Here is a 13,701-nt window from a genome sequence, read left to right on the forward strand (position 1 = left end):
TGTCGGAATGGGCGCTGCCGTGCGGTCCTCGGCAGCGCCCCGACATGCGCAGGAAGCGCATGCCATGGCCCGGCGCCACGAACGCCGGGCGATGCCTTTCAGCCGCTGGCGTCATGAGGCGGGCGGGTTCCGGTCACGAGCCGGGGCCCGCCCGCTTTTTCTTGCCCGGAACCGTGGATCACGCTCCACCGATCCACCACGGCCGCGCAGGCCGCCCCGGAATGGTGGATGGAAGAGCGCCCATCCACCCTGCGATTTTCCCGAGTGTCAGGCGACGGACGCCTGCGGCCGGTGATCAAGGAATTCGCGGACTTCCTTCGAGCCCAGGTTGAGCGCCCACACCGGGCGCACCGAGCCCATCTCGCCGGAGATCCAGGACTGCAGGTACTGCACCGAGAAGACCACGCCATGGGCGCAGGTCTCGCGGCCGCAGCCGAGGCTGGTCATCGCCATGTGCACGCAGGTGTCGATGTAGTCGTGGGGATTCTCCACGCCCTGCAGGATCGCCTGGATGCCGTGGGCGGAGGCGCCCATCAGGAAGTCGGTGGTGGCGTCCAGCCGGCCATAGTCGAGCTGTCCGGCGGCCTTGCCGGCCTGCAGGTCCCTGGCCATGTATTCGGCGACCAGCGCGTGGTGCGGCCAGGCGTCGGCGCGGGTGACGAAGCCGGCCCACTTGTGGTCGAGCACGGCGCGCAGCAGGAACAGCCGGAAGCCCACGGCGATGCGCTGCCAGGGTTCGCTCAGCACGTCGTAGGCGGGCAGGATGTCGGTGGTCATCTGGTTGCTGAGTTCCTGGCCGAGGGTCACCAGCACCTGGTCCAGCGAGTCGAAGTAGCGATAGAAGGTTCCCCGCGACACCTTGGCCTCGCGGATCACATCGTCGATCACCGGCGGCGTGGTGCTCTGCCTGGCGAACACGCGCATCGCCGCGTCGAGCAGCTTGGTGCGCATCAGCAGACGTTTCTTCTCGGCCATCTTCGGACGGTGGTCGGAAACGATTTTTTCCCTGGTATCAGTGGCCTGCACTCGATTGGCTCCATGGAAGCGACAAAGTGTCATTGTGACGGACGTGCCGTCTATCTTCCTCTCGAAAATAAATCAATGAAACCCCTTGCATGCGCAGGGTCTCTGCCATAGATTGAACACGCATGTCGCAATGACACAAATGTACAGTCTGTAACTTGGTGTCGTGCGTCGATCGTCAATAAGAACAATCAGGAGACGAGCATGATCCTCCAGCCCGCAACTCCCCGCCTGTGCCGCCCCATCCCGCTGCGTTCCTGCCCGGCGCCGTGCGCCATCGATCCTCATTCTTCCCGAACGCCTGCATGAAGCCTGCGTGACGCCGCGCCATCGCGGTAGTCCGTCCACAGTGATCTGAAGCGCGCCCTTCCTGTTGCCGCAGTCATGCCGGCGGGATTCGCTCGCCCGGATAAAATAACTGACAAAAATGTCATTGTGACACAAAGGTATAAAGCCATGAAAGAAGCCACCGTTGCCAAGATCGATGTACAGGGCCCGAGCCTGGAAGAACTGGTCAAGCGCGCCGAGGCGCTGCAGCCGCTGCTGCGCCAGCACGCCGTGGAGGCGGAGCGCAATCGCCGCGCCGCCGAGGAGAGCATCGAGGCGATCCGCGAGGCCGGGTTGTTCCGCCTGATGGTGCCCAGGCGCTTCGGCGGCCACGAAGGCACGCTGCGTTCCCACCTGGAGGTTTCCGCGGCGCTGGCCGAAGCCTGCGGCGGCACCGCCTGGGTGGTGGCGCTGACCAACGTCTGCGCCTGGTTCACCAGCCTGTTCTGCGAGCGTGCGCAGCAGGAAGTGTTCGGCGCCAACCCGGATGCGCGGGTGGCCGGGGTGTTCAACGCCTCGCCCAATACCCGTCGCGTGGACGGCGGCCTGGTGGTTTCCGGCAAGTGGTATTTCTCCTCCGGCAGCCTGCATTCCGACTGGGCGGTGGTCGGCGCCGAGGAGCGCGACGCCAACGGCGCGCTGGTCGCGCAGTACTTGGCGCTGATTCCGAAGGAGCAATACAGCATCGAGGACACCTGGTTCACCACCGGCATGCGCGCCTCGGGCAGCAACTGCATCGTCGCCAACGAGGTGTTCGTTCCGGACCACCGCCTGCTGAACATGGGCGCGGCCATCGAGGGCGAATACCCCACCGAATTCAAGGACGAGGTCAGCTACCGTCCGCTGTTCGTGCCGTTCGCCTCGATGATCCTCAACGGCCCGCAACTCGGGCTGGGCCGCGCCGCGCTGAAGTACGTGATCGACAGCGCCCCGCGCCGCGCCATCGCCTACACCTCGTTCGAGAAGCAGACCGATTCGGTGCTGTTCCAGGCCCAGGTCGCCGAGGCCGCGCTGAAGATCGACAGCGCCGAGCTGCGCGCCTTCCGCACCGCCGACGAGATCGACACCGCGGCGCGCCAGGGCCGCAAGCTCGACGCCACCACCCGGGCGCGCATCCGCGCCGACGCCGGCCTGGTCAACACCCACATCACCGAGGCCATTGGCATCCTGCTGACCGCCCATGGCGCCGGCAGCTTCGCCGAGGCCAGCCCGATGCAGCGCTGGTGGCGCGATTCCAACACCGCCGCGCGGCATGCCGTGGCGCTTCCGGCCATCGGCCTGGAGCTGTACGGCAAGGCGCTGCTGGGTGTGGAAAACACCGTCACTCCGCTGATCTGACCGGGAGGGCAAACCGATGGACCCCAAACTCCTGCGCTCGGTGATGGGCCAGTTCGCCACCGGCGTGACCGTGGTGACCTTCGTCGCCGACGACGAGCCGGCGGGCATGACCGCCAACGCCTTCATGTCGGTATCGCTGGAACCGGCGCTGATCCTCGTCTCGGTGCGCAACGCCTCGCGCTTCAACCAGTGGGTGAAGGAGGGCGTGCGCTATGGCGTCAACTTCCTCGCCGAGACCCAGCGTTCGCTCAGCGCGCACTTCGGCGGGCGTCCGGAGGAGGGGCTGGATCTGCCGTTCCGCTTCCACCGGGATACGCCGCTGCTGGACGGCAGCCTGGTGCAGCTGGTGGCGCGCACGGTGGACGTGCACCCGGCCGGCGACCACCAGCTGTACATCGGCGAGGTCGAGCACCTGCGCATCGGCGAGCAGCGCAAGCCGCTGCTGTTCTACAGCGGCCGCTACCACCAGATGCACGCACGTTCGCCGGGCGCCGAATGGAACGGCTGCGCCGACGGCTGGTGAGCGCCGTCTCCCGGACTGACTGACCGCACCGCCTCCCGCACTGGCGCCCCACGGGCGTCGCGGGCTGGCGCGTGCCCGAGAAAAGCATTCGAGCGATAACCATGACAGCCAAGATTCCTGAAATGCCGCGCAATCCGGCGACCGCCGGGGCCGGCGACGACATCGACCGCCAGGAAACCCACGAATGGCTCGACGCCCTGGAGGCCGTGGCGCGCAGCGCCGGCGGCGAGCGCGTCGAGTTTCTCCTGCAGCGCCTGGCCGAGCACGCCAGCCACCTCGGCGTGCGCCCGGCGGCGCATCCCTATTCGCTGTACCAGAACAGCATCGCCGTGGAAGACCAGCCGGCCTTCCCCGGCGACCTGGCGATGGAAGAGCGCATCACCTCGATCATCCGCTGGAACGCCCTGGCCATGGTGGCGCGCGCCAACAAGGCCTATGGCGAACTGGGCGGCCATATCGCCAGCTACGCTTCGGCGGCGGAAATCTTCGAAGTCGGCTTCAACCACTTCTTCCGCGCCGACAGCGAGGCCGGCAAGGGCGACCTGGTGTACTTCCAGCCTCACTCCGCGCCAGGTGTCTATGCCCGTGCCTTCCTCGAAGGCCGCCTGGGCGAAGAGCAGCTGCAGCGCTACCGCCAGGAAGTGGACGGCGGCGGCCTCTGTTCCTACCCGCATCCGTGGCTGATGCCGGACTTCTGGCAGTTCCCCACCGGTTCCATGGGCATCGGCCCGATCAGCTCCATCTACCAGGCGCGCTTCCTCCGCTACCTGGAGCACCGCGGCATCGCCGACACCCGCCAGCGCCACGTCTGGGGCGTGTTCGGCGATGGCGAGATGGACGAGCCGGAATCCATCGCCGCGCTGTCGCTGGCCGCGCGCGAGAAGCTCGACAACCTGACCTTCGTCATCAACTGCAACCTGCAGCGCCTGGACGGCCCGGTGCGCGGCAACGGGCAGATCATCCAGGAGCTGGAGTCGCTGTTCAGCGGCGCCGGCTGGAACGTGATCAAGGTGGTCTGGGGTTCGGACTGGGACGCGCTGTTCGCCCGCGACCGCAACCACGTGCTGCTGCGCCGCTTCGCCAATACCGTCGACGGCCAGTACCAGACCCTCGGCGCCAACGACGGCGCCTACAACCGCGCGCACTTCTTCGACCTCGACCCGGAGCTGCAGGCACTGGTCTCGCACATGAGCCCGGAAGAGATCGACGGCCTGCGCCGTGGCGGCCACGACTTCCGCAAGCTGTATGCCGCCTTCGCCGCGGCCAAGGCGCACGACGGCCGGCCGACGGTGATCCTGGCCAAGACCAAGAAAGGCTTCGGCATGGGCCAGGCCGGCGAATCGCGCAACACCTCGCACCAGCAGAAGAAGCTCGATCTCGACGCCCTCAAGGCCTTCCGCGACCGCTTCGCCCTGCCGCTGGACGATGCCGCGCTGGAAGACATGCGCTTCTACAAGCCGGCCGAGGACAGCGCCGAACTGCGCTACCTGCGCGAGCGCCGCGAAGCGCTGGGCGGCTACATGCCGCGCCGCGTCACCCAGGCCGAGCCGCTGGCGGTGCCGGCGCTGGACAGCTACGCGCAGTTCGCCCTGCAGCCGGACGAACGCGAGAGCTCGACCACCACCGCGGTGGTGCGGCTGTTCTCCAACCTGCTCAAGGACAAGCAGCTCGGCCCGCGCATCGTGCCCATCGTCGCCGACGAGGCGCGCACCTTCGGCATGGCCAATCTGTTCCGCCAGATCGGCATCTACTCGCCGGCCGGCCAGCTCTACGAGCCGGAAGACGCCGGGGCGATGCTCTATTACAAGGAAGCGCGTGACGGCCAACTGCTGGAAGAAGGCATCACCGAGGCCGGGGCGATCTCCTCCTGGGCGGCGGCGGCGACGTCCTACAGCGTCAACGGCGTGACCATGCTGCCGTTCTACATCTACTACTCGATGTTCGGCTTCCAGCGCATCGGCGACCTCATCTGGGCCGCCGCCGACCAGCGCGCCCGCGGCTTCCTGATCGGCGCCACCGCCGGCCGCACCACGCTCTCCGGCGAAGGCCTGCAGCACCAGGACGGCACCAGCCAGCTGATCGCCGCGACCGTGCCGAACTGCCGCGCCTACGACCCGGCGTTCGCCGCCGAGGCCGCGGTGATCATCGACCACGGCAGCCGGCGCATGCTCGAAGAGCAGCGCGACGAGTTCTACTACCTGACGGTGACCAACGAGAACTACGTGCAGGCACCGCTGGAGGCCGCGCAGCACGCCGACGTGATCAAGGGCATGCGCCTGTTCGGCACGCGCGGCGAAGGCCAGCCGACGGTACGCCTGCTCGGCTCCGGGGCGATCCTGCGCGAGGTCATCGCCGCCGCCGAACTGCTCGCCGAAGAGTGGGGCGTGGCCAGTGAAATCTGGAGCGTCACCAGCTTCTCCGAGCTGGCCCGCGAGGCCCGCGAAGTCGAGCGCCAGCAGCTGTTCGGCAGCGACACCGAGACGCGCAGCCACCTGCAGGCCTGCCTGCCCGGCGCCACCCCGGTGGTGGCCGCCAGCGACTACGTGCGCGGCTATGCGCAGCTGATCGCGCCGCACCTGCAGGCGCCGTACATCGCCCTGGGCACCGACGGCTTCGGCCGCAGCGACACCCGCCCGGCGCTGCGCCGCTTCTTCGAGGTCGACCGCCAGCACATCGCCCTGGCCGCGCTGGCCTCGGTGGACCGCGACAAGCACGCCCAGGCGCGCCAGCGCTATGCCATCGACGGTGCTGTCGACGCACCGTGGAACCGTTGAGCGAGGAGGATTTCGCCATGCAACAACTCATGGTTCCGGATATCGGCGACTTCAAGGACCTGCCGGTGGTCGAGGTACTAATCAAGGCCGGCGACGTGGTCGCCATCGAGCAGCCGCTGATCGTCCTCGAATCCGACAAGGCGGTGATGGACGTGCCGAGCACGCTGTCCTGCACCATTCGCGAAGTGCTGATCAAGCCGGGCGACAAGGTTTCCCAGGGCAGCGTGATCGCCCATATCGAGGCGGCCGAGGCCGGCTCTCCGGCACCGGCTCCGGTCATGGTCGCCGAGGCGCCTGCGCCGGTCGTCGAGGCCGCTACGGTGCAACCGGCTCCCGCCGCAACTGCACCTGCGTCCGCACCCGCACCGGCCGCAACCAGCACCGAGCAAGCGCGCAAGCCGCAGCTCGCCCTGGCCGGTCCGGCGGTGCGCAAGCTGGCCCGCGAGCTGGGCGTCGACCTCGACCAGGTGCCGGCCAGCGGTCGCAGCGGTCGGGTGCTGCGCGAGGACGTGCTGGCCTTCGTCAAGGCCCAGCGCGAACAGCCTGCGGCGGCCAAGCTCGGCGGCGGGCTCGACCTGCTGCCCTGGCCGCAGGTGGACTTCGCCCAGTTCGGCCACATCGAGCGCCGCTCGCTGTCGCGCATCAAGCGCATCTCGGCGGCCAACCTGCACCGCAACTGGGTGAGCATTCCCCACGTCACCAACCACAGCCAGGCCGACGTCACCGAGCTGGAGGCGCTGCGCGTGCAGCTCAACCAGGAGGCGCGCGACGGCCAGGCCAAGGTCACCCTGCTGGCCTTCCTGATCAAGGCCTGCGTGGCGGCGCTGCAGCGCTTCCCGCAGTTCAACGTGAGCCTGGAGGGCGACGAGGTGGTGCAGAAGCACTACTTCCACATCGGCTTCGCCGCCGACACCCCCAATGGCCTGGTGGTGCCGGTGATCCGCGACGCCGACCGCAAGGGCATCGCCGCGCTGGCCGCGGAAATGGCCGAGCTGTCGCAGCTGGCGCGCAGCGGCAAGCTGTCGCCGGCGCAGATGCAGGGCGGCTGCTTCTCCATCTCGTCGCTGGGCGGCATCGGCGGCGGGCACTTCACCCCGATCATCAATGCCCCCGAGGTGGCGATCCTCGGCGTCGGCCGCGCCGAGATGCAGCCGCGCTGGGACGGCAACGCCTTCCAGCCGCGCCTGCAGCTGCCGCTGTCGCTGTCCTGGGACCACCGCGCGGTGGACGGCGCCGAAGCCGGGCGCTTCCTGGCCTACCTGGCTACGTTGCTCGGCGACTTCCGCCGGGTGCTGGTCTGACAACAACAAGGAGAACCGAGATGACTGCTACCCAAGCCCCGGCCGCCGGCGCCGAGCGCATCGTGCCGATGAAAATGGCCCACCTGGTGTTCCGCTGCGCCGACCGCAAGACCATGGTCGACTGGTATCGCGCGCTGTTCCAGGCCGAACTGGTCTTCGAGGACGAGGTGCTGACCTTCATCACCTACGACGACGAGCACCACCGCCTGGCCTTCTTCAACATGCCGAACCTGCCGCCGAAGTCCGACGAGGTCACCGGCGTCCACCACATCGCCTACAGCTACCGCAGCATCGGCGACCTGCTGAACACCTACCTGCGCCTGAAGCCGCTGGGCATCCTGCCGTTCTGGTGCATCAACCACGGCCCGACCACCTCGCTGTACTACCGCGACCCGGAAGGCAACGACATCGAGCTGCAGGTGGACAACTTCATCGACGCGGCCGACGCCGCCGCGTTCTTCCACACCGACACCTTCGCCAACGACCCCATCGGCCTGGAGTTCGACCCCGAGATGATGGTGGAGATGTGGCGCAACGGCGCCAGCGACGCGGAACTGTGCCAGCTCGGCGCCGCGGCGACCGGCACCCGTACCCTGCTGGGCTGAGGAGAACGCGATGAAACTCTGTACCTTCGAAACCCGTGACGGCTCCACCGGCGTCGGCCTGGTGCTGGCCGACGGCATCCTGAACATCGCCGCGCACCTGCCCGCGGCGCCGCGCGACATGCCCGGCCTGATCGGGCAATGGGCCGACTGGCGCGAGGCGTTGCAGGACCTGCACGACACACGCCGGGCGGACCTCGCGCTGGACCAGGTGATGCTGCTGGCGCCGGTGCCCCGTCCCGGCAAGATCCTCGCCATCGGCCTCAACTACGCCGACCACGTCGCCGAGTCGGGCATGGACATGCCGGCCGACCAGCTGTGGTTCGCCAAGATGCCCACCGCGACCACCGGCCCGTTCGCACCGATCGACCTGCCGAAGGTGTCGGAGCAGCTGGACTACGAGGCCGAGATGGTCTTCGTGGTCGGCCAGCGCTGCCGGCACCTGACCGCGGAAACCGCCCGCGAGGCGATCTTCGGCTACTGCGTGGGCAACGACGTCAGCGTGCGCGACTGGCAGCTGCGCACCTCGCAATTCATCCTCGGCAAGTCGTTCGACAGCCATGCGCCGTTCGGCCCGTGGATCGTCACCGCCGACGAGGTGGGTGACCCGCACCGCCTGGGCATCCGCTGCTTCGTCAACGACGAGAAGCGCCAGGACTCCAGCACCGACCAGCTGATCTTCGACTGCTACCAGCAGATCGAGCACCTGTCCAAGGTGATGACCCTGGAGCCGGGCGACGTGATCTACACCGGCACCCCCGGCGGCATCGGTGGCGGTTTCAAGCCGCCGCGCTGGCTGCGCGAGGGCGACCGCGTGCGGGTCGAGATCGACGGCCTCGGCGCCATCGAGAACACCGTCCGCGCCGAAGGAGACGAGCATGCACGCTGAAGCCATCGAGCAGGAAATCCTGCGCCTGGAGGACGAGCGCTGCCGCGCCCTGGTCCGGCGCGACCTGCCGGCCCTGGCGGCGCTGATGGACGAGCGCCTGGTGCACGTCCACGCCACCGGCAAGGTGGACGACAAGGCCCAGTACCTGGAGATGGTCGAGCGGCAGATCGACTTCCTCAGCGTCGAGCGCGGCGACATGCGCGTGCGCGTGCACGGCGACACGGCCATCGCCAGCGGCCGCCTGGAGCAGACCATCGTCCTGCGCGAGAGCGGCGAGGAGCGGCTGATGAAAGCCTACGCCACCCAGGTGTGGGTCCGCGGGGAGGGCGGCTGGCGGCAGTGCGCCTTCCAGGCCACCAATACCTGACCTTGCAAGCTCGCGGCCCGCAAGGGGCCGCACCGGCAGGGACGCCGGACCTATCCACCGAAAACAACAACAAGAGACAGGATAATGAAGAACATCAAGGTGAAAACACTTGGTGCGGTTCTGGCCGCCTTCGCGATCGTCAACAGCCATGCCGACGAGGCCGAGCAACCGGGGGAGGGCATGCTGTTCCGCAGTCTGTTCGGCGATACTCTGGAGCGCGACTACGGCATCACCGTTTCCAGCCTGCTGGACATCGGTTACTCCCGCAACAACCGCTCGACCCACGACGAGCGCAAGGACGGCCTGAGCAACCTGCCAGTGGCCGGCTTCTCCGACGAGGGCTTCGAACTGGGTACCTGGCACCTGTTCGTCGACAAGCCGCTGAAGGCCAACCTCATCCCACGCATCACACCGCTGCCGGGGCCGAAACCCGAGGCCTTCGACTTCGGCTTCACCTTCGAAGCCGCCTACGGCCGCAATGCCCAGTTCGCCCGTACCTTTGGCTGGGACATGGCCTGGGGCATGAACGAGCAGGACGCCGCCAAGGCACAGCGCGACAAGGACCAGTTCCTCTCCGTCCCCAATCTGGCCGCCACCGCCTACCTGCCCTATGGTCCGGGTTTCACCGTCATGGCGGGTATCTTCGGCCCGGCCTTCGGCTACGAAATCCCGCCGAACATCCGCCTCGCCCGCAACCCGTTCGCCAGCCGGACCTATGCCTTCGTCAGCAACCTGGTGACGGTCAGCGGCGTGATGCTGAGCAGTAAGGTCATGGACGGTCCGCAGGGGCTGCTGGGGGTGGAATTCGGCGTCGCCCAGGGCTGGAGCAACATGCGCGACAACAACGATGACAAGGCGCTGCTTGGCGCGCTGCGCTGGCGCACGCCGGACCTGCAGACCTGGATCGACTACGAGTTCATGGTCGGCAACCAGGAGAACGAAAGCGTCAAGGATGTGCAGGCGCCGACGTCGCGGCTGATCTCCCCGGACGGCCAGCTCAGACAGCAGCATTCGCTGAACGGCTGGCACAGGTTCGACGAGCGCTGGTCGATGGGGGCGGAGCTGGTGTACGGCCGCCAGGACGGCGACGGCAAGCCGTCGACCGTCGATATCATCACCGGGCCGGGCTTCGACGGCGCTCATTGGTGGGGAGCCAACGCGGTGGTCACCTACCAGATTCGTCCGGACCTGACGTTCTCGGTACGTGGCGAGCACTTCCGCGACCCGGACGGCTTCACGCTGTTCCCCACCACGACGGCCCGCGGCAACTTCAACGCAATCACCAGCGGTTTCCGCTACGACGTCAACAAGAACCTCTCCCTGCGCCCGGAGTTGCGCTATGACTGGTTCGACGCGGAGGAACACGACCGGCCCTTTGGCAATGGTCGCGACCGGAACCAACTGACGGCGACGGTGGAAGCGCTGGTCTACTTCTGATCGTCAGTCCGCAATACCACGCCCCGGCAGGTCCAGACCTGCGGGGGCTTTTGCGTGCACCCCATGGCACTGCCTGGCGTAGGATGGGGTGAGCGAAGCGATACCCATCGGCTTCGTCGACAGGGTGGCGTCCCCCTGATCGCGAGTCACAGCAAAGAGGCCCTGGCGGAGCACGATCCGCCAGGGCCTTTTCGTTGTGTTGGGTGGATATCGACGCCTCTTTGTAGGAGCAGCTGTCTTCGCGCCATGGCCCACACGCTGGTGTAGGGCGAATGAAGCGGAACGCTTCATCCGCCGTTGAGCGCCATGCCGATGGGATGGCGGATAACGCTGGCGCGTTATGCGCCCTACCCGGATGCCCCACCGGAACCGTAGGAGCGAGCTTGCTCGCGATAGGCTGGCCCCGCTGATCGCGAGCAAGCTCGCTCCTGCAGGGCGGTGCTGGGTCGGGCGTTCAGGCCCGTGCGGCGCAGCGTTTGGCGAAGGCCAACTGCTCCAGCTGGAACGCCTCGCCCGACCGGTGGAAGTCGATGCAGTGGCCGGCTTCGCGGAACAGCGCCGCATCCATGTCCGGGCAATTGACGAAGGCATCGGCGAAGCGCCGCACGGTTTCTTCGTCGACCGGCCAGAGCTGCTCGAACTCAGGCTGCCGATAATGCACCGGGACCTTGACCCGCGCCGCCAGCCGGTTGACCAGCCGCGGCCAGTGCAGGCCGATGTTGACCAGCTCGCTGCGGGGGGCGGGGGCATTGGCGACATAGCTCGCCTGCGGCATCACGCCCTGCTCGTAGGTGCCGGGCGGGCCGAAGAAGAATCCGTTCATCGCTTCCGGAGGAATACTGACCAGTGCCTGGTCCTCGGGCACCTCGTTCCACTTGTCCTTGGATTCCGGCACCGGGTCGAGCCCGACCCCGGAAACGGAGATGCCCAGCAGCGGCCAGGTGGGTTGGCGCGCGGCGATGGCGATGGTGATGGCGCCGCCGATCGAATGGCCGATCAGGACGATGCCGCAAGCCTTGTGCTTGTAGCTGTGCCAGAGCTCGTGGATGGCCGAGTCGAGGATTTCCGCATTGTCCATGATGCTCGGGGCGTTGACGGCATAATCGGCGCTGAGCCCATATCCGGGCCGGTCGATGGCGAAGATCGGCAACTGTTGCGCCTCCGCCCTGTCCAGCAGCGAATAGCCCTCCACGTCGAAATACTTCGAGGAATAGATGCCGCCATGGATCGCGATGATCAGCGGATGCCGGGCGCTGTCTTCGGACTCGGGCACGCGAGCGCGTCCGGACAGCGACAAACCCAGTCCTCGGACGATGTAGTTCAGATGCGTAGCGTCCTGGTTTTGCTTGTACATCGGCTTTACTCCTGTTTCTTGTTGTATTCGGGCAACCGATTCGAATCAGTGCGGCCTCAGGCGGCGAGCCAGTCTCGGGCCGCTTCCTTCATGGCGTATTCCAGCTCGCTGCCGCGTGTGGCGAATACACGGTTGAGAGGAAAGCCGCTTTTCTCCAGCAGGTAGGCGAGGGCCGCGTATTCGCGCGGATAACGCGCCACGGTGTCGCGGTCGATCTCCATCGGTCCCTGGGGAAAGGTGAAGCCCCCCATGTCGTAGATGCTCTGCCGCTTGAGCAGCTTCCATTGCCCGTCACGTTTCTCGGCCAGGTCGTAGAAGCGGTTGTGCACGCTGCAGCCCAGGCCCAGGCGCACATTTTCGGCAACGATGACCGCATTGGTCTCGATGATGCCCTTGTCGCCGTTGAGGCTGACCACGGGGGTGCCGATCAGGTGCTTGGTGCGCAGGTCGGAATCGCCCATGCGCCTGGAGCCTTCGATGAACGCGGTGAAAGGTCCTTCGAACCAGGTGACTTCGATGATGCCATCGGGGTGGAACAGGTTGGCCAGTTGGTCCCACTGCGCCAGGTCGCGGTGGATCCAGCCGGTGATCAGGTCGGTGATCTGCAGACGGTCTTCCTGGTAACTGTGCATCGGTATCTCCCGTGGTGGTGGTTTCTCTCGGGAGCATCTTCCGTAAGGGTATTGAACTCAAATAGATTGATGTGAATGATCGATCTGTAAAAGTGATGGAATGCCGGCATGGAACTGCGCCACCTGCGTTACTTTCTTGCGGTTGCCGAAGAAGGCCACTTCGGCCGCGCGGCCCAGCGCCTGCACATTGTCCAGTCCGCCTTGAGCATGCAGATACGGGCGCTGGAGGAAGAGCTCGGCGGCCCGCTGTTCGTCCGCACCAGCCGGCGGGTCGAGCTGACGGAGGCAGGCGTGTTGCTGCGCGCGGAAGCCCAGCGCACGCTCGATCAGGCCGCCCACGCGCAGCGTGTCGTACAGAGCTCCATCCGTGGCGAAATGGGCTGCGTGCGTATCGGTTTCGCCGGCAACGCCGTATTCAGCGGCAAGCTGATGGCGGACGTGCGCGCCTTCCACGCCGCCTACCCGGATGCCGAGGTCGTGCTCAGGGAGCTGGCGCCGCACCTGCAGGTGGAGGCCATCGAGGCGGGACAGCTGGACATCGGCTACGCGCCCAGTCACGGCGGGCAGAGTACCGATGCGTCGCTGTGCTTCGAGCGCATCGGCACCTGGCGGCTGATGCTGGCCATGCCGGACGCCCACCCCCTGGCGAATGAGGCGACGTTGCGGGTGTCGATGCTCGGTGCCGATCCGTTGATCGTCTACGCCGCGCACGGTGCCGACGAGAACATGCTGTCCGTATTGCGCGGCGCCCTGGGACGCGAGCCCAAGGTGCATCGCACTACCAGTACCCTGAGCCTGCTGGCGCTGGTCGCTTCGGGGCTGGGGGTCGCCCTGGTGCCGGAACCGCTGATGAAGATGTCGATTCCCGGCCTGGTCTATCGCGTGCTCGAGGAGATGGAGCCGCGGGCCGATCTGCTGATGATCAGCCGCATCAGCGAAACCGGCGGCGCGGTGAGGGCCTTTCTCGAAATGGCGCGTTCGCATGGGAGCCATGGGGGGGACGAATAGGCTGCCCGTCAGGCAGCGCCGAATATCCCCCTCGCCTCGGCAAAGCACTTCTCCGACGTCCAGGCGCCGCCCTCGGCTGTAGGGCGTCCTGTAACTCAAGGGCTTGGTCGCTGGCGACTGGTTCGG

At 67.0% G+C, this 13,701-nt stretch carries 12 protein-coding genes; 9 read left to right on the plus strand and 3 right to left on the minus strand.

What is annotated here, in order from left to right:
- Positions 1-267: 267 nt before the first annotated feature.
- The gene (locus BLR75_RS12100) at positions 268-1,026 is read right to left on the minus strand and encodes a TetR/AcrR family transcriptional regulator (RefSeq protein WP_245726136.1); all 759 of its coding nucleotides are present in this window, start codon (positions 1,024-1,026) and stop codon (positions 268-270) included.
- A 453-nt stretch (positions 1,027-1,479) separates the two neighbouring features.
- Here BLR75_RS12100 and BLR75_RS12105 point away from each other — a divergent pair, with 453 nt between their 5' ends.
- From BLR75_RS12105 to BLR75_RS12140, 8 genes are all read left to right on the plus strand, one after another.
- Positions 1,480-2,688, plus strand: coding sequence for an acyl-CoA dehydrogenase family protein (locus BLR75_RS12105; protein WP_084312524.1), 1,209 nt, complete (start codon positions 1,480-1,482; stop codon positions 2,686-2,688).
- A 16-nt stretch (positions 2,689-2,704) separates the two neighbouring features.
- Complete coding sequence (locus BLR75_RS12110; protein ID WP_084312526.1) at positions 2,705-3,211, plus strand: flavin reductase family protein; 507 nt, start codon at positions 2,705-2,707, stop codon at positions 3,209-3,211.
- Positions 3,212-3,312: 101 nt separating this feature from the next.
- Entirely contained in the window at positions 3,313-5,985 is a 2,673-nt protein-coding gene (gene mdeB / locus BLR75_RS12115; RefSeq protein WP_084312528.1) for an alpha-ketoglutarate dehydrogenase, read from the plus strand.
- Positions 5,973-7,286, plus strand: coding sequence for a dihydrolipoyllysine-residue acetyltransferase (gene aceF / locus BLR75_RS12120; protein WP_425439002.1), 1,314 nt, complete (start codon positions 5,973-5,975; stop codon positions 7,284-7,286). Before mdeB ends, aceF begins: the two co-directional genes overlap by 13 nt.
- A gap of 20 nt (positions 7,287-7,306) precedes the next feature.
- Positions 7,307-7,891, plus strand: a complete 585-nt coding sequence (locus tag BLR75_RS12125) for a VOC family protein (protein WP_084312532.1) — start codon at positions 7,307-7,309, stop codon at positions 7,889-7,891.
- Positions 7,892-7,901: 10 nt separating this feature from the next.
- A complete protein-coding gene (locus BLR75_RS12130) occupies positions 7,902-8,777 on the plus strand; it encodes a fumarylacetoacetate hydrolase family protein (protein WP_084312534.1) in 876 nt (291 codons plus the stop codon).
- Positions 8,767-9,144: a nuclear transport factor 2 family protein gene (locus tag BLR75_RS12135; protein WP_084312536.1), complete on the plus strand. Its 378-nt coding sequence runs from the start codon at positions 8,767-8,769 to the stop codon at positions 9,142-9,144. Before BLR75_RS12130 ends, BLR75_RS12135 begins: the two co-directional genes overlap by 11 nt.
- An 84-nt stretch (positions 9,145-9,228) precedes the next feature.
- On the plus strand, positions 9,229-10,581 hold the full coding sequence (locus BLR75_RS12140; RefSeq protein WP_084312538.1) for an outer membrane beta-barrel protein: 1,353 nt from the start codon (positions 9,229-9,231) through the stop codon (positions 10,579-10,581).
- Positions 10,582-11,035: 454 nt separating this feature from the next.
- Here the strand turns inward: BLR75_RS12140 and BLR75_RS12145 are convergent, their stop codons facing one another.
- Positions 11,036-11,935, minus strand: a complete 900-nt coding sequence (locus BLR75_RS12145) for an alpha/beta hydrolase (RefSeq protein ID WP_084312540.1) — start codon at positions 11,933-11,935, stop codon at positions 11,036-11,038.
- A 56-nt stretch (positions 11,936-11,991) separates the two neighbouring features.
- Positions 11,992-12,567: a nuclear transport factor 2 family protein gene (locus BLR75_RS12150; protein WP_084312542.1), complete on the minus strand. Its 576-nt coding sequence runs from the start codon at positions 12,565-12,567 to the stop codon at positions 11,992-11,994.
- A gap of 108 nt (positions 12,568-12,675) precedes the next feature.
- Here BLR75_RS12150 and BLR75_RS12155 point away from each other — a divergent pair, with 108 nt between their 5' ends.
- A complete protein-coding gene (locus tag BLR75_RS12155) occupies positions 12,676-13,575 on the plus strand; it encodes a LysR substrate-binding domain-containing protein (RefSeq protein ID WP_084312544.1) in 900 nt (299 codons plus the stop codon).
- The last annotated feature ends 126 nt before the right edge of the window (positions 13,576-13,701 follow it).

Origin of the sequence: Pseudomonas jinjuensis, from assembly GCF_900103845.1 — a bacterium.
GTDB lineage: Bacteria > Pseudomonadota > Gammaproteobacteria > Pseudomonadales > Pseudomonadaceae > Pseudomonas > Pseudomonas jinjuensis.